Below are 16,131 nucleotides of genomic sequence, written 5' to 3' on the forward strand. Positions count from 1 at the left end.
GGGGAACCCGGCAAGATCTTACTCTTCTCTGACTGTAAGGAATCATGATGTTTATCTGGGTCGATGCCGATGCCTGTCCGAATGTAATCAAAGAGGTGCTCTACCGCGCAGCCGACCGCACCGCAACTACCATCACTTTTGTGGCGAACCAGTTTCTGCGTGTGCCGCCCTCACCGTATCTGCGCACCCTGCAGGTGCCTGCCGGATTTGATGTGGCGGACAATGAGATCGTCAGACGTTGTCAGCCAGGCGATCTGGTGATCACCGCCGATATCCCGCTGGCAGCAGAGGTCATTGAGAAGGGTGCGGCGGCGCTGAATCCGCGCGGCGAGCGTTACTCACCGGCGACGATACGTGAACGCCTGACGATGCGGGATTTTATGGATACCCTGCGGTCAAGTGGGGTGCAGACCGGCGGCCCCGCGGCGATGAGTCCGCGTGACCGCCAGCAGTTTGCAAATGAGCTTGATAGCTGGCTCACCCAGCAGAAACGCTGAAGTTAAACGAAGCTGTCGTCGTCGTAATCGTTGCCGCCAAAATCATTGAGATCGCTGTTGTCGGCATAATTACTGTCCCAGCCTGTATTCTGGTCGAGGAAGGCGTTGTCGTTACCGCCGTCAAAGGTATCGGCATTGTCATCGCCACCGTTGAAGGTGTTGAGATTGTCATTCACATCGGGCAGGGGTGGCTCATTGATGATGTTCACAATCTCTTCCGGCTGTGAATGGTGGAACATGCTGGTCAGCATATCGGCCATCACCACACCGCCCGCCACACCCACAGCTGTCTGCAGTGCGCCGCCGAGGAAACCGGTGCCGCGTGGTGCAGGCGCTTGTGCAGGCGCATATTGCGGCTGAGCCGGTTGCTGTGGCGCACTGTTCCACGGTGACGATTGCTGTTGCTGCTGCACAGGCGGCTGCTGACGCGAACCGCTGCCAAACAGCCCGGACAGAAAGCCGCCGCTGCTCTGTGCAGGTTGCTGCTGCTGTTGCTGGGCCAGCTGGCTTTCCAGCGCCGATACTTTCTCATTGAGTTTTTTCAGCGCCGCTTCCTGAATCAGGATCGCCTGCGCCATGTAGTAAGGCGCGCCCGGCTGCGCCTGCAGATGCTGGTTAATCAGTTGTTCGGCAGCGGAATCGCGTGCCACGGTCTGGCTTTCAGCCTGTTTCAGACGGCTGAACAGCCCTTCGATCAGTTGTTGTTCTTCGCGTTGCATGATGACTCTCCTGTGGCGATTGTTACCAGTATATGTGGGCGCCAGCGTGAAAAGTAAAATCGGGGCAGTAAGCAAATATTGCCGACGCATTTTAGCCGCTCTTTTGCGGAGTTTTTATCGCTCTGTTACGGCCCTGATGCACAAAACGTGCATGCATTTCCCCTTGAAAACACAAAGATTGTCGCTGTTCAGGGGACGAAAATGCGTAAATCGTGCCTGACAGGTAGAGGCCATAATAATTTCCAGTTATTATGCGTCGCATTAATAAGCTCACCATGCAGCCGCATCGCGCGGTCAGGCGGAGGAACGGCCCTGATGTCACTACCCATCTTTTTGATTGGCGCTCGCGGTTGCGGCAAAACCACGGTCGGCGAGGCGTTGTCGCGGGCGCTGGGCTACGCCTTTACGGATACCGATCACCATCTGCAACTCAGCACGCAGCGGAGCGTGACGGAGATTGTGGCGGAGGAAGGCTGGGAAGGTTTCCGCGCCCGTGAAACGGAATCGCTTAAAGCGGTGACGGCACCCAGAACCGTCATTGCCACCGGCGGCGGCATGATTCTGGCTGAAGAGAACTGTCGTTTTATGCAGGAGCAGGGCCAGGTGATCTGGCTTAGCGCGTCCCCCGAGGTGCTGGCAGAGCGGCTGGAAAGTGAACCTGAAGCGGCCCAGCGTCCGACCTTAACCGGCCGTCCGATTGCTGATGAGATGAGTGATGTGCTGCGTGAACGTGCGCATCTCTATCAGGCTGCGGCCCATCATCAGGTGAATGCGATGCAATCGCCTGAGTGCGTGGTAGAGGAAATTCTGCTGTCACTCTCCCTGGCGCGCGCCAGCTAACCCTCAGATTTTTCCCGCTTTGATCCCGCTTCAGACGGCATTGTCTATACTTATCCTATGACAGGCAGCGGCCTGTCCTGTGGAATGTTATTCAGACAAGAGGGACACAGTATGCCGACCAGACCACCGTATCCACGTGAAGCGAAAGTTGTGCCAGTTGAAAAGGGCACTGAAGGTAATAAAGTAACCTCTTACGAATTGCGTGCTGATCATCCCAAACCGAATTCATTAATCAGTGAGCACGAAACGGAAGAAGAAGCGCGTGACGCCAAAGCGCGCTACGAAGACGTTGAAAAAGAGTAAAGCTTTACTGCTGGCAGGGACGCCAGCCTGTTACACCGGATAACTGCTTATTACTGACCCGCCTGACGTTGTGCCTGAACCACGCCTCTTTTTACTCCCACCTGCAGTCGATCGGGTTATTTAAGAAGCGAAATTGACGCAGATTTACTGTCGAATGCTCTCTGCGTATGCTTCTGTTCTGCACTCTCCTTGTCTCACCAGATAAAGCCCCGCTAATCATTTTTATCCCCTTATTTTCTCTGCTGCCGATCTCTGTGTGAATCAAATTGTCGCTTGACCGATTCAGCGCCACGTTTTATTTTCATCAAACCAACAGAGGAACTTAGTTCCATATAGTGGAACACGTAACATGACCACACTTGAAAATGCTGCCGCCGTACTTCGATTGTTTCAGCACAAAGGTGTGACGCAGGGGCATGTTGGTCTCTCATTCAGTGAGGTGGTTGAGGCGTTAAACCTGCCAAAAAGCACCGTTTCGCGTCTGCTGGCCACCATGGAAAGTCAGGGGCTGCTGGAGCGGAATGCGGATACGCGCGGTTATCACATTGGTCGCGTATTGCTGGCTGCCGCCGGACATTATCTTTCGGCACCGCTGGTTGACAGCGTTTCAGCGGCGATGGTCAGGCTGGCTGCGAAGACCGGCTGCATGGGTTACGTGTCGAAGCTCGACGGGCGGGAAGTATTAGTGATGCGTATGTTTCATGGGCGTCACTTTACGCAGATGGTCACGCCGCCGGGCAGTCGGATGCCGGCTGCCGCGACCTCAACCGGCCGGGCGCTGTTAGCGCAGTTAAGTGATGAAGAGGTGCTGGCGCGCTTCCATGATCAATGGCAGGTCGCATCAGCGAACTCGCCGCAAAGTCCTGAGGCACTCTGTGCCAGACTGGCTGAGATCCGCCAGCAGGGCTGGTCACTGGCCCGAAATGAATCGCTGCCAGGCATCAGCTCGCTGTCAGTTATTGTTCATAACAAACATCATGGCGAAACGGTGGCACTCTGCCTGTCGTTTCCGTCTATGGAGTCTGAACCGGGTTTCCCGTCAGAGCTCCTTGAAGCATTACGCGCAACGGCCACTGAGATGACCGAAAAATATGGCGCGTAACTTCACACCGTTTTTATCGGCGTAGTACTTTCGCCACACCAGGGAAAACAAAGGCCTTCGGGCCTTTTTCTTTCAATCTGATCGCCACGCTTTACGCAGCACTCCGGTTGCCTGTGTCCGTCTCTCATTGCCTCCTGTATCGGTTCAGCATGCGGAGGGACGACCATCTGCAGTGGCTGTTGCAATCTCTGTGCGCATCAGAGCAGTGAAACTGATAACCGGCGTAAACCGGCCAGCAGGCGGGTAGACGTTATTTCATTTCTTCTGGACAAGGACTGGCGGGGACGTATGGAACGGGTAAATCCGATTAAGCACGTTGGCGTGGCACTGGTTTTAATTCTTCTTTCCATCGCGGGTGCCATTATTGGCATTCAGCTGATTACCACCATTGGCGTAACGCCTAACACCTCTATTATCGGCGCGCTGTTTGCCATGTTGCTGGCGCGTATTCCGCTGCAGGCATTTCGCCGTTATCGTTCAATTGAAATCCAGAACCTGGCGCAGACCGCCATCTCTTCAGCCACCTTTGGGGCGGCGAACAGTCTGTTGATGCCGATTGCCGTGCCCTGGGCGCTGGGTGAACCGCAACTGGTCCTGCCGCTGTTCTGTGGCGTCAGCGCCGCGATGCTGCTGGATGCCTGGCTGCTCTATCGGCTGTTTGATACCCGCGTCTTTCCGGCCAGTAATGCCTGGCCACCGGGCGTTGCGGCAGCAGAAGCGATCAAAGCGGGTGATAAAGGCGGACGCCAGGCGTGGCTGCTGGTGCTGGGCATTGTGGGTGGCGTCGTCGGTGCCATGCTGAAGATCCCGATGTCCGCCTTTGGCACCGCGTTTATCGGCAATATCTGGGCACTGTCGATGCTCGGCATCGGTTTTCTGCTGCGTGCCTATGCGCAGCCGGTGGCCGGTATTGATATTAATGCGCTCTATATTCCGCATGGCGTGATGGTCGGTGCCGGTCTGGTGGCGCTGATTCAGGTCGTGATGGTGATTCGCAGCCGCAAAAATGATGCGCTGGTGGTGAGCCGTAATGGCAATGAGGTGCAGCGGGCGCTGGGTTTCGGCAGCGTGGGTTATATCGTGATTTCCGCGCTGCTGGCGCTGGCGGGCGGCCTGTGGAGTGAGATGGGCATCGCGATGCTGCTGCTGTTTGTTCTTTATGCCGCGTTTGCTGCTTTCGCCCATGAACTGATTGTCGGCATTGCCGCTATGCACTCCGGCTGGTTCCCGGCCTTTGCCGTGGCGCTGATTACGCTGATTATCGGCATTCTGATCGGCTTCCCACCGCTGGCGCTCTGCCTGCTCTGCGGCTTTACCGCCGCCACCGGTCCGGCGTTCGCCGATATGGGTTATGACCTGAAGGCGGGCTTTATCCTGCGCGGCAACGGTGCCGATCTGCAGCAGGAGCTCTGGGGACGTCGTATTCAGCTCATCGCAGCTATGATCGCCTTTGTTGTGTCGATTCCGCTGGTCTGGTACGCCCATACCTTCTTCTTTGCTGACAACCTGCTGCCGCCTGTAGCGCGGGTGTATGCCAAAACCATTCAGGCGGGTGCTGAGCCAGGTATCGCCGGTAATCTGCTGATGTGGGCGATTCCGGGTGCGATTATTCAGTTGATCGGCGGGCCGAAACGCCAGCTGGGCGTGCTGCTCGCCACCGGTTTATTAATTAATAACGCCATGGCGGGCTGGGCAGTAGTGGTGGGGATCGCCTTACGCATCGTAATCATCCGGATCTGGGGCGAGCGGGGCCGGTCGCCTATGGAGGTGATGGCGGCAGGCTTTATTGCCGGTGATGCCCTCTACAGCTTCTTTCATTCGCTGTTTGCCAGCAGCAGCAAGAAATAAAGGATAAAGCATGAGTTTGCAGCAGACCCTGGCGGTTTTTGAGTTACTGGATAGCGCCCACATTGACGGGCAGCAGGTGGTGGATCTCTTCGCGGCGTATCCTGATGTTGATGCCCGCTTTACCCGTGTCTCCGGTCCCAAAGGCCGCACCGATTTTGTGCGCATTGATATTCCGGGGACGCAGGGCAAATCAGGCGGCGGCAGTGCACCGACGCTGGGGATTATTGGTCGCCTTGGTGGCATCGGCGCTCGTCCTGGTCGTATCGGCATGGTGTCAGATGCGGATGGCGCGATCGCGGCCGTTGCCAGCGCGCTTAAACTGGCGCAGATGCAGAGCAAAGGCGACAGGCTCGATGGCGACGTCATCATTACCACCCATATCTGCCCGGATGCGCCAACGCGGCCGCATCTGCCGGTCGATTTCATGGACTCGCCGATTGACGATATCACCATGAATGATAATGAAGTGGTGGCGGGTGTGGATGCGATTCTGTCAATCGACACCACCAAAGGTAACCGCATTATCAACCACAAAGGCTTTGCCCTGTCGCCGACGGTGAAAGAGGGCTACATCCTGCGGGTTTCGGAGGATCTGCTGCGCATCATGGAGATGACCAGCGGCCGTCCGGCGGTGACCTTTCCCATCACCACGCAGGATATTACGCCTTACGGCAATGGGGTTTATCACCTCAACAGCATTCTGCAACCTTCTACCGCCACGGATGTGCCGGTGGTGGGGGTGGCGATCACTGCCGAGTCGGTGGTGCCGGGCTGCGGAACCGGCGCCAGCCATGAAGTGGACATTGCGGCAGCGGCGAAGTTTGCCATTGAGGTGGCCAAGGAGTTTGGTCGTGGAACCTGTCACTTCTACGACGCCGAAGAGTATGCGCGGCTGATTTCGCTCTATGGCAGCCTGGCGCATCTGCGTCACCGGAATCACTAAGATGACGAAACCACTGGTAACGCTGACTATCGGCCAGTCTCCGCGCAGCGATATTCTGCCGCTGCTGCGACAGCATCTGCCGGATGCGCTGACCGATCACGCCGGTTTACTGGATGGTCTCAGCGCGGCAGAGATTGCCGCACACTTCGCGCCAGCTGCGGGCGACCGGGTTCTGGTGTCGCGGCTGCAGAGTGGCGAACAGGTGCGGCTGGCGGCCTCGAAAGTGGAGCAGGGATTGCAGCGCAAAATCAGTGCGCTGGAGCAGGCGGGCTACGCGACCATTCTGCTGCTCTGCACCGGTGAATTCAGCCGGCTCCGCACCCAGCGTGCGCTACTGCTGGAGCCGGATCGCCTGATTCCACCGCTCATCTGCGCCATGGTGCAGCAGCAGCGGGTCGGCATTGTCGTGCCGGTTGAGGAGCAGATTGTTGAGCAGGCAGGTAAGTGGCAGCAACTGCCTGCGCAGCCCTGCTTTGCGGTCGCCAGTCCCTATCAGGGCAATCAGGCAACCTTCGCCGATGCCGCAAACAGTCTGAAAGCGCAGGGCGCAGCGCTGGTGGTGCTCGACTGTATGGGTTATCACCAGCAGCATCGGATAGGGTTACAGCAGCGGCTGGGCGTACCGGTTCTGCTCTCTAATCAGCTGGTGGCGCGCCTGGCGGCGGAGTTGCTTCCCTGAGTGAAGAGATCACAAACGGCCATCATTTCGCGTGACAGATCAGCGGGTTCCCTTCTACACTGCCAGACACACAACATGTGCTCTGGAGAACTATTATGCTCAACGTAAGTGAGTATTTTGACGGAAAAGTTAAGTCTATCGGTTTTGACAGTGCGAGCACCGGACGTGCCAGCGTGGGCGTAATGGCTGAAGGCGAATACACATTCGGTACCGGCCAGCCGGAGGAGATGACTGTGGTCAGCGGCTCGCTTAAGGTATTACTGCCAGGTGAAACCGAGTGGAAATGGTTTGAAGCGGGTTCGGTGTTTAACGTGCCGGGTCACAGCGAATTTCATCTGCAGGTTGGCGAGCCAAGTTCCTATCTCTGCCGTTACCTGAAAGATTAAAAACATGGCCGCTTAGCGGTAATGCTGGTCAGTTAAGATTAGATTTGTAAAGGCTGTCACGGTCAAACGTGGCAGCTTTTTTGTCAGGGCGAGCGTGCCGCAGTGCGGGCCAGCGCACCTCTGCTGCTGCCGGGCCGTCCTCGCGCCGCTCACGCGGTTCCTTCGGCTTTGACGTCGTGCCGACGAACCGTTCGGGGATCGGCCCTCCCTGGCCGGCCCCGACCTGTCCACGCTTCCCGGCGTGGACTTCTGGCCCACCGTCACGCCTCAGCGCTGCGGATAGCCCTTTCAGCAGCAGAGGCGCTCAGGCCTCCACTCTCGTGCCCTTTTTAACAGTACGCACCAGAAGCTTCAGAGCAGGCCGGTGGCGATCAGGGGCAGGCAATCCGCAGCGCTGAACAGAATGAGTCTGCCAGGAGAGCCCGCAGGACGCGGGCGAAAGGCGGGGCGGCACAGGATGTGCCATCCCCGACGGTCCGTCAGGCAGGCGAATGAAGTGAAGGAACCGCGCAGCGGCGCGAGGACCGCCAGCCCCTGAGCGGCACCAGACTGCGTTATCACCTGTCGCTTAACTGGCTGGCATTACCGCTTAGCGGCCCTTTTTTTGGCGAATATCGTCTGTCAGGATGATTCTGCCGGTGACTGATTAACGCTGGGCTTCGCCGCCCAACGCTTCTACCAGATTGCTGGTCAGTGCGGCCAATTCGCTGGTCATCAGAATAAAGTCCGCATCAAAACGCTGTGCAAAATCTTCGCGGTCTATATCGTCGTTCTGGTCGCGCAGCGTGTCGCTGAACTTCAGACGCTTCACTGAACCATCATCGGCCAGCACGAACTGAATGCGCTCCTGCCAGTCGAGCGCCAGTTTGGTTACCAGCTTGCCCGCTTCGATGTGGTTGGCGATCTCATCGCACACCAAATCCTGTTTCTTGCAGCGGATAACGCCGCCATCTTCCAGCAGCGCTTTCAGCTCCGCTTCATCCATCAGGGCGAATCCGGCAGGCAGCTCGCCTGAACGTACCCATTCTGTCAGGGTCAGTTCAATCGGGCTTTCCAGCGTCAGCGGCACCACCGGCAGTGAGCCCAGGCTTTTGCGCAGTAGCGCCAGGGTATCTTCCGCTTTTTTTGCGCTGGCACAGTCAACCATAATCAGGTTGTTGACCGTGTCGATCCACAGGTAGGTCTGGCTGAAACGGCTGAAGGCGCGCGGCAGCAGGCTGTGCAGCACTTCATCTTTCAGCGAATCTTTTTCGGTCTTTTTGAGCTTGCGGCTCTGCTCAGATTCCAGCTTGTCGATTTTCGCTTCCAGCGCCTGTTTCACCACCGGCGAAGGCAGGATTTTCTCTTCTTTGCGGGCGCAAATCACAATCTGGCCTTTGTTTTCATGGGTCAGCGCATCGCTGCGGTTGCCCATCGGCGAGACCCAGCCGGTCTTGCTCATATCCTGACTGCCACACGGTGAAAACGTGAAGGCGTCGAGCTGCTTTTCCATCTCATCTGCGGACAGCGGAATGTCACGATTCAGACGATAAACCATCATATTTTTAAACCACAACATCGGGATTCCTTACCGTGGCGCGATCGGGCGCACAAGTCTGCGAGAGTCAGCGCGCATGATAGCGAAACATCGGAGTGGTTTCATTGCCTTTCCGGCAGACGCCTTTTACTGTATCTCTCACCTGAACGAATAACGAGGACGTAATCTTGCGCATAGGCATAGATCTGGGTGGCACCAAGACAGAAGTGATCGCATTGTCGGATAAGGGAGAGGAACTGTTCCGCCACCGGGTGAATACCCCGCGTGATGACTATCAGGCAACGGTGCAGGCGATTGTCGATCTGGTCACGCTGGCGGAGCAGAAAACCGGCGCAACCGGCACGGTCGGCCTCGGTATTCCCGGCACGCTTTCGCCTTACAGTAAGCGGGTAAAAAATGCCAACTCCACCTGGCTCAACGGTCAGCCGCTGGATAAAGATCTGGCGCAGGCGCTGAACCGGGAAGTGCGTATCGCCAACGACGCCAACTGCCTGGCGGTGTCGGAAGCGATCGACGGTGCCGGTGCCGGACAGTCGCTGGTGTTTGCCGTGATCATCGGCACCGGATCGGGCGCCGGTGTGGCGATCAACGGTGAGTCGCGTATCGGGGGCAACGGCAATGCCGGTGAGTGGGGCCACAATCCGCTGCCGTGGATGGATGAGGATGAGCTGCGCTACCGTCAGGAAGTGCCCTGTTATTGCGGGCAGCAGGGCTGTATTGAGACCTTTATTTCAGGCACCGGTTTTGGTATCGACTATCAGCGGCTGAGCGGCGTACATCGCAAAGGTGCGGAGATCGCCTCGCTGCTGGCGCAGCAGGATCCGATCGCCGAACTGGCGATGAGCCGCTATGAGTTGCGGCTGGCAAAATCGCTGGCGCAGGTGGTAAACCTGATCGATCCCGATGTGATTGTACTGGGCGGTGGGATGAGCAATGTGGATCGTCTCTATCAGACCGTGCCGGTGCTGATGAAGAAGTGGGTATTTGGCGGGGAGTGTGAAACGCCGGTGCTGAAGGCGCAGCATGGCGACTCCAGCGGCGTACGCGGTGCGGCGTGGCTCTGGCCGCTTAACGGCTGAGTTACCCGAGCATCCGCTGACGATTCAGCGCCAGAGAGACCCGGCGCTGAATCGTTAACCCAAGGCACTCACCCGCGCCGCTTTTATTCGCCGACCAGCATACTGTCCTGCGGCGCCCGATCGCGCTGCGCTTTGGTGGCGAGGAAGTAGAGATAGCCTGCCAGCATGATGGCGAAAAACAGCGCGCCTATCACCGGATTAAACCACAGCATCGCCAGCAGACAGACCACCGACAGCAGCAGGGCGATGCCCGGAACAATCGGATAGCCCGGCGCGCGGAAACTGCGGACCATCTCCGGCGCGCTGCGGCGCAGTTTAAACAGGCTCAGCATACTCATGATGTACATCACAATCGCGCCAAATACCGCCATGGTGATCATCGCCGCCGTCAGCGTCATCCCCTGCAGATTAATCACGCCATCGCTGTAAATTGCCGCGATACCCAAAACGCCGCCGAGAATAATCGCCCGATGCGGGGTCTGGAAACGCGACAGTTTGGCCAGAGAAGGCGGCAGATAGCCCGCGCGTGCCAGGGCAAAAAACTGCCGTGAATAACCGAGGATGATGCCGTGGAAGCTGGCAATCAGGCCAAACAGTCCGATCCACACCAGCATATGCATCCAGTTAGAGTGTTCGCCGACAATCATTTTCATCGCCTGCGGCAGCGGATCGTTAATATCGGCAAGTTTGCGCCAGTCGCCCGCGCCGCCCGCCATCAGCATCACACCTATCGCCAGCACCACCAGCGTCAGAATTCCGCTGATGTAGGCGCGGGGAATGGTCCGGGTCGGATCTTTCGCCTCTTCGGCCGCCATCGCCGCGCCTTCAATGGCCAGGAAAAACCAGATGGCAAAAGGAATGGCGGCGAAAATGCCGGAGAAGGCGGGCAGTCCGAAGCTGTCACTGCCTGCCCAGCCGTGTGCGGCGAAGTTCGCCAGGCTGAAGCCGGGTGAAACCACACCCATAAACACCAGCAGTTCAATCACCGCCAGCACCGTCACAACCAGTTCAAACATCGCCGCCAGTTTTACGCCGAGAATATTCAGCGTCATAAACAGCAGATAGGCGCCGACCGCCGCAGTCTTCGGGTTCAGTTCGGGATACTGCACGTTGAGATAAGCCCCAATCGCCATGGCAATCGCCGGTGGCGCAAAGACAAACTCAATCAGCGTCGCCAGACCGGCAATCAGTCCGCCGGTTTCGCCAAAGGCGCGGCGACTATAGGCAAATGGCCCGCCTGCATGGGGGATCGCGGTGGTCAGTTCGGTGAAGCTAAAAATAAAGCAGGTATAGAGCGTGGCGATCAACGCGGTGGTGACCAGAAATCCCAGCGTGCCCGCCACGGCCCAGCCGTAACTCCAGCCAAAATATTCGCCTGAAATGACCAGGCCAACCGCAATCCCCCACAGATGCAGGGTGCCCAGAGTGGGCTTGAGTCTGTTTGTCATACTGTTATCCCCGTCGTTGTTGGTCTCACGCGGCGTTACACCGCCATTACGCTACAGTAAGGGGATAATGCCGTTGCATTACTCGCCACGACTTGACGCGGGCGCAGTGACTTCTGTTCTCCACGGTCAACTCACAGGCAACAACCGGGCCAGCTGCACGCTGCGGTCAACTTTGTCTCTTCCGGAGTCAAGCAGCTCACCTTCTGGCAACGCATGCTGAGATAACGCAAGTGACAAGGAGCCGGACTGATGAGCGCTAAACAATATGACAACCTGACTGATTCCCAACTCACCCTGATGGCGCAGCAGGCGCTGGCCTGTTATCCCGCCGCGCTGCAGGGCCAGCTCAGCCTGCTGTGCCGCTCAGAGAACGCCACGTTTCTGCTGCAGGCGGCAGGCCGGCGTTATGCGCTGCGACTGCATCGCGGCGATTATCATCAAAAAGCCGACATCGTCAGCGAACTGCTGTGGCTCAATGCGCTGCGCGAAACCGGCATTATGGTGCCGGAAGCGGTGCCGGACAAAGAGGGCGAAACCGTGCTTACGCTGCGGCTGCCGGAGGGCGGTGAACGCTACGTGGTGCTGTTTCACTGGATCGACGGAGAGATGCCGACCACCGACGTCGATCCCCGCGCTTTTCAGCAGCTCGGCCAGATCACCGCGCGGCTGCATCAGCACAGTAAACAGTGGCAGCCGCCTGCGGGTTTCCAGCGCATCATCTGGGATCACCACACCATGACCAGCGCAGAGAGTCACTGGGGACGCTGGCAGGATGCGCCGGATCTGAATCCTGCCGATCACGGCGTGGTAGAGCAGGCGATAAGCCAGGTCGGCGCGGCGATGGCGCAGTTCGGTAAAGGATCGGATCGCTATGGCCTGATCCACGCCGATCTGCGGCTGACCAATCTGCTGCTGCACAAGGGCGAAACGCGGGTGATCGATTTCGATGACTGCGGGCTAGGCTGGTATCTGCACGATCTGGCGGCGGCGATCAGTTTTGTTGAGCATCATCCGCGCGCGCCAGAGTGGATCGATCACTGGATCCGCGGCTATGAGCAGGTGGCGCATATCAGCGATGCGGAGATGACCATGCTGCCCGCGCTGTTGATCCAGCGTCGTATCCAGCTCACCGCGTGGGTGGGATCGCATGCCCAAACCGAAATGGCGCGCAGCCTGGGATCGGCGTGGGCCAGCCACTCGGTCCGCCTCTGCCGCCGTTATCTGGAAGGTGAGCAGTTGCCGGTCGGCGTCTGATGCACCAGCGGCGGGCGTCGCTGCGCCGCCGCAGTGCCCTGCGCGTAGCCCGCACGCCGCCCGGAATGCCCGCAGGCGGCGCGTCGGGCATCAGGGACCTGGTATGGAAATTGCTCGGATAGAAGTGACGGGTGATCCACCTGAATTCTGACTGAGGCGACCATGAATCCGACACTGATAAAGCCCGATGCGTTTGCGGCCTGCTCGGCAGCGGCGGGGGCAGGCAATCACGGCGTGCTGGCAGCGGCGGCGACCGGCTTAGGCGACTTTATTCATACCCAAGGCGGCGATGTTGATCGTATCTTCGGCATCAGCGGCATCGATCCGGAGCGCCTGGCCAGTCCGACGCTCAGCCTGGGGCTGGTCAACTACTGTCGGGTGCTGGAAGAGGCGGCGCGTCACTCCGGTTTTGATAACTTCGGTTTGCACTACGGCAGGCAGTTTAAACCGCAGTCATTAGGCCTGATCGGCTACATCGGTTTGTGCTCCGCCACGCTGGAACAGGCGCTGCATAATGTGGTCAACGCGTTTCCCTGGCATCAGCACGACACCTTAACCCGGCTGGTGGATAAGGGAGAGTGCTGGCGGCTGGACTATCAGGTGCGACATGGCGCGATCCTGTCGCGCCGACAGGATGCAGAGCTGACGCTGGGGATGTTTATGAATCTGATCCGCCACGTGGCAGGCAGACACTGGGCACCGCGCGAAGTCCACTTTGAACATCCGCGTCCCGGCCAGTGGCACGATCACTGCAAAGTGTTTGATGCGCCGGTCTGGTTCGATCAGCCGTTTAATACACTGGTGATCCCAAAACGCGATCTGCTGCGCGCCATGCCGGAGAGCGATCCGATCCTGTTAATAGTGATGCAGGATGCGATCCGGCGGCTTAACCGTGGGACGTCGCAGCAGAGCATGATTGAGCAGGCGCGTTCGCAGGTTAATTTATCGCTGATGCAGGGTGAGCCGGTGCTGGAAGAGGTGGCGGATAAGCTCGGACTTTCGAGCTGGTCACTGCAGCGGCGGCTGCGCGAAGAGGGCAGCAGCTTTACCGCGCTGGTCGATCAGGTGCGCTGCGAAATGGCGACATACTATCTGCAGCAGAAGCAGCTGCCCATCTCTGAGATGGCGCTGCTGCTGGGCTACTCGGAAGTCAGCGCGTTTTCACGCGCCTTTCGTCGCTGGTTTGGCATCAGTCCGCGCCAGTGGCGTCAGGAAGGTCTGGCCAGCTAACCGCGCGGCGCAAAGCCGAACCACGCCGGTTGTCCAGGCTCCGGCGGCGGCGGCAGATCGCGGGTCTGCGCCACCAGCTGCCAGGCGCGCAGGCAGAGCGCTTCATCACCCTGCGTCTGGGTCACCGCATAATGTCTGCTGTGTGGTTGCCACTCCATCCGTACCAGACATTGCTGACCGGCGTAACGCGCCGCATCGCTGAACTGCCGGTTCAGTACTGGCTGCATTTGATTAGTCCAGTGACAGGATTGGCTGTCAGGATCTTTCGACGGCTGACAGAGGTTTGCCACGCTATCCCGTTGCTTTGTCACAGGATGCTGACAGGCGCTGAGCGACATTGCAATAATCACGCCCGGCAACATTCTCATCGTTATATTAATTAAATTCATTTAACTGGCCAACTTTCCTTAAAGATCTTCCGGTCTGCTGCCGACAGTCTACAGACCGGCATCATGAATGCTATGGCATTACTCCGACTGTCGACAGAACCAGAATTTACCGCCCTGGCGCGGGTTACATCTCTTTCACTTCATGGATTAGAAATGCAGAAAAAATATGCCTTTGCGGCACTCTCCCTGTTAACGGCCTCGCTCATCAGCGGCTGCGCCACTGAATCTTCCCGCGCTATTCAGGCCCCCCAGGTTCGCGCGGCCAGCCAGCCGGTTTATCAGGGCGTGCGCAGCCCGATTGCGGTGGGGCAGTTTGATAACCGCTCCTCCTATATGAACGGCATTTTCTCTGATGGTGTCGATCGGCTGGGCAATCAGTCAAAAACCATTCTGATTACCCATCTGCAGCAGACCAACCGGTTCAGCGTGCTGGATCGCAGCAACCTGAAAGAGCTGCAGCAGGAGTCGGACTTCAAACGCAGCCAGCAGAATATCAAAGGCGCGAACTTCATCATCACCGGTGATATCACCGAGTTTGGCCGCAAAGAAGTGGGCGATCAGCAGCTGTGGGGCATTCTGGGCCGCGGCAAAACGCAGATCGCCTATGCCAAAGTGAATCTGAACGTAGTGGATGTCACTACCTCAGAGGTGGTCTACAGCACCCAGGGCGCGGGCGAGTATCAGCTCTCCGCACGTGAGGTCATCGGCTTTGGTGGCACCAGCAGCTATGACTCTACGCTGAACGGCAAAGTGATGGATCTGGCGATTCGCGAAGCGGTCGATCATTTAGTGGATGGAATCAACAACGGCGCATGGCGTCCGGCTAAATAAGGAAGCAGTAAATGAAGATAATGACACTGAGCAGCCTGCTGATTGCAGCGGCGTTGCTGGCAGGCTGTGCGCCAAAAGCGCCGAAAACGATCTACTACTGGGGCGATTATCAGCAGCAGGTCTATAGCTACTATCAGCCGGGCAGCGATCCGCTGAAGCAGATCGATGCGCTGAATCTGGACATTGAAAAAGCCCGTGCCGTTAACCAGCCGGTTGCGCCTGGCCTGCACGCCCAGCTTGGCCTGCTCTATGCCAAAACCGGCGATACCAATAAAGCCTTTGGTCAGTTTGCCACCGAGAAGCAGCTGTTTCCCGAATCGGCACCTTACATGGATTTTCTGATGAGTAAAAAACAAGGAGTGGTACGGTGAAAAAACTGATTGCCCTCGGCGGCGTGCTGATGATGCTGCTGCTGACCGGTTGTGCGACGAAAAAACCGTATGACTACAGTGCGTTCCGTGCCAGCAAGCCCGCCTCGATTCTGGTGCTGCCGGCCGATAACACCTCGCCGGATATCAATGCCGCTCACAGTCTGACCTCGCTGGTGACGCGCCCGCTGGCCGAAGCCGGTTACTACGTCTTCCCGGTGGCAGTGGTTGAAGAGACCTTTCAGCAGAATGGCCTGACCAGTGCCAGTGACGCCCAGGCCGTCAGCGCGAAGCGTCTGAATGAGATTTTCCACGCCGACAGCGCGCTCTATATCTCGATCAGCGAATATGGCAGCAGCTATCGGGTCATTGACAGCGTGACGATCGTAACCGCCAAAGCACGGCTGGTGGATCTGCGCAGCGGCAAAGAGATCTGGCAGGGTAAGGCCAGTGCCAGCGACAGTGAAGATGGCAACAACAACAACGGTGGACTGGTCGGTATGCTGGTCAGTGCGGCGATCAAACAGATTGCCAGCAACGTGACTGATAAAGCGCACACCGTGGCCGGACTGACCAGCAATCGTCTACTGGCACAGAACGAGCAGGGCGGGTTACTCACCGGCCCTCGCTACAAGCTCGTCAGCGCCCGCTGATTGCACGTAAACGGGCGCTGCGGCG

General features: G+C 58.0%; 18 protein-coding genes. 14 read left to right on the forward strand and 4 right to left on the reverse strand.

Going from position 1 to position 16,131, the window contains the following annotated elements; genetic code table 11:
• Positions 1–47 precede the first annotated feature (47 nt).
• Positions 48–497 carry a YaiI/YqxD family protein gene (locus tag AC6I8B_RS04365; RefSeq protein WP_010255266.1) on the forward strand — a complete coding sequence of 150 codons (450 nt, stop codon included), beginning with the start codon at positions 48–50 and terminating at the stop codon, positions 495–497.
• A 2-nt stretch (positions 498–499) separates the two neighbouring features.
• Here AC6I8B_RS04365 and AC6I8B_RS04370 read toward each other — a convergent pair whose 3' ends face one another.
• Positions 500–1,216 carry a DUF2076 domain-containing protein gene (locus AC6I8B_RS04370; RefSeq protein WP_157351611.1) on the reverse strand — a complete coding sequence of 239 codons (717 nt, stop codon included), beginning with the start codon at positions 1,214–1,216 and terminating at the stop codon, positions 500–502.
• A 315-nt stretch (positions 1,217–1,531) separates the two neighbouring features.
• Here AC6I8B_RS04370 and aroL point away from each other — a divergent pair, with 315 nt between their 5' ends.
• The 7 genes from aroL to ppnP all read left to right on the forward strand — a co-directional run bounded on the left by aroL (position 1,532) and on the right by ppnP (position 7,317).
• Positions 1,532–2,056, forward strand: coding sequence for a shikimate kinase AroL (gene aroL, locus AC6I8B_RS04375; RefSeq protein ID WP_022625156.1), 525 nt, complete (start codon positions 1,532–1,534; stop codon positions 2,054–2,056).
• Between the two features lie 111 nt (positions 2,057–2,167).
• Positions 2,168–2,359: a YaiA family protein gene (locus AC6I8B_RS04380; protein ID WP_010255272.1), complete on the forward strand. Its 192-nt coding sequence runs from the start codon at positions 2,168–2,170 to the stop codon at positions 2,357–2,359.
• 349 nt (positions 2,360–2,708) lie between these two features.
• Positions 2,709–3,461 carry an IclR family transcriptional regulator gene (locus AC6I8B_RS04385; RefSeq protein ID WP_010255274.1) on the forward strand — a complete coding sequence of 251 codons (753 nt, stop codon included), beginning with the start codon at positions 2,709–2,711 and terminating at the stop codon, positions 3,459–3,461.
• 288 nt (positions 3,462–3,749) lie between these two features.
• Entirely contained in the window at positions 3,750–5,309 is a 1,560-nt protein-coding gene (locus tag AC6I8B_RS04390; RefSeq protein ID WP_010671176.1) for an OPT/YSL family transporter, read from the forward strand.
• A gap of 10 nt (positions 5,310–5,319) precedes the next feature.
• Positions 5,320–6,252, forward strand: coding sequence for a DUF1177 domain-containing protein (locus AC6I8B_RS04395; RefSeq protein WP_033766613.1), 933 nt, complete (start codon positions 5,320–5,322; stop codon positions 6,250–6,252).
• Between the two features lies 1 nt (position 6,253).
• On the forward strand, positions 6,254–6,931 hold the full coding sequence (locus tag AC6I8B_RS04400; protein ID WP_157351613.1) for an AroM family protein: 678 nt from the start codon (positions 6,254–6,256) through the stop codon (positions 6,929–6,931).
• Positions 6,932–7,026: 95 nt separating this feature from the next.
• The gene (ppnP, locus tag AC6I8B_RS04405) at positions 7,027–7,317 is read left to right on the forward strand and encodes a pyrimidine/purine nucleoside phosphorylase (protein WP_009091800.1); all 291 of its coding nucleotides are present in this window, start codon (positions 7,027–7,029) and stop codon (positions 7,315–7,317) included.
• Positions 7,318–7,963: 646 nt separating this feature from the next.
• On the opposite strand, the gene rdgC is transcribed toward ppnP, so the two are convergent.
• Positions 7,964–8,875 carry a recombination-associated protein RdgC gene (rdgC, locus tag AC6I8B_RS04410; RefSeq protein WP_022625153.1) on the reverse strand — a complete coding sequence of 304 codons (912 nt, stop codon included), beginning with the start codon at positions 8,873–8,875 and terminating at the stop codon, positions 7,964–7,966.
• Positions 8,876–9,021: 146 nt separating this feature from the next.
• Here rdgC and mak point away from each other — a divergent pair, with 146 nt between their 5' ends.
• Entirely contained in the window at positions 9,022–9,933 is a 912-nt protein-coding gene (mak, locus tag AC6I8B_RS04415) for a fructokinase (protein ID WP_157351615.1), read from the forward strand.
• 83 nt (positions 9,934–10,016) lie between these two features.
• Here the strand turns inward: mak and eat are convergent, their stop codons facing one another.
• Positions 10,017–11,381: an ethanolamine permease gene (gene eat / locus AC6I8B_RS04420; RefSeq protein ID WP_010671181.1), complete on the reverse strand. Its 1,365-nt coding sequence runs from the start codon at positions 11,379–11,381 to the stop codon at positions 10,017–10,019.
• A 249-nt stretch (positions 11,382–11,630) separates the two neighbouring features.
• On the opposite strand from eat, the gene AC6I8B_RS04425 reads away from it, so the two are divergent.
• Positions 11,631–12,635 carry a phosphotransferase enzyme family protein gene (locus AC6I8B_RS04425; protein WP_157351617.1) on the forward strand — a complete coding sequence of 335 codons (1,005 nt, stop codon included), beginning with the start codon at positions 11,631–11,633 and terminating at the stop codon, positions 12,633–12,635.
• Positions 12,636–12,797: 162 nt separating this feature from the next.
• Positions 12,798–13,865, forward strand: a complete 1,068-nt coding sequence (qhpR, locus tag AC6I8B_RS04430) for an AraC-like transcriptional regulator QhpR (protein ID WP_497817592.1) — start codon at positions 12,798–12,800, stop codon at positions 13,863–13,865.
• Here qhpR and AC6I8B_RS04435 read toward each other — a convergent pair.
• A complete protein-coding gene (locus tag AC6I8B_RS04435) occupies positions 13,862–14,254 on the reverse strand; it encodes a cell envelope integrity TolA C-terminal domain-containing protein (RefSeq protein ID WP_157351621.1) in 393 nt (130 codons plus the stop codon). The two genes, qhpR and AC6I8B_RS04435, sit on opposite strands and share 4 nt — an antisense overlap.
• 153 nt (positions 14,255–14,407) lie before the next feature.
• On the opposite strand from AC6I8B_RS04435, the gene AC6I8B_RS04440 reads away from it, so the two are divergent.
• The 3 genes from AC6I8B_RS04440 to AC6I8B_RS04450 are packed head-to-tail and all read left to right on the forward strand — an operon-like array spanning position 14,408 to position 16,106.
• Complete coding sequence (locus AC6I8B_RS04440; protein WP_033756751.1) at positions 14,408–15,085, forward strand: CsgG/HfaB family protein; 678 nt, start codon at positions 14,408–14,410, stop codon at positions 15,083–15,085.
• An 11-nt stretch (positions 15,086–15,096) separates the two neighbouring features.
• Positions 15,097–15,456 carry a DUF4810 domain-containing protein gene (locus AC6I8B_RS04445; RefSeq protein ID WP_089414524.1) on the forward strand — a complete coding sequence of 120 codons (360 nt, stop codon included), beginning with the start codon at positions 15,097–15,099 and terminating at the stop codon, positions 15,454–15,456.
• A complete protein-coding gene (locus AC6I8B_RS04450) occupies positions 15,453–16,106 on the forward strand; it encodes a DUF799 domain-containing protein (RefSeq protein ID WP_031593975.1) in 654 nt (217 codons plus the stop codon). Before AC6I8B_RS04445 ends, AC6I8B_RS04450 begins: the two co-directional genes overlap by 4 nt.
• Positions 16,107–16,131: the final 25 nt, after the last annotated feature.

This window comes from Pantoea sp. X-Soil-ISGK-285 (assembly GCF_059730815.1).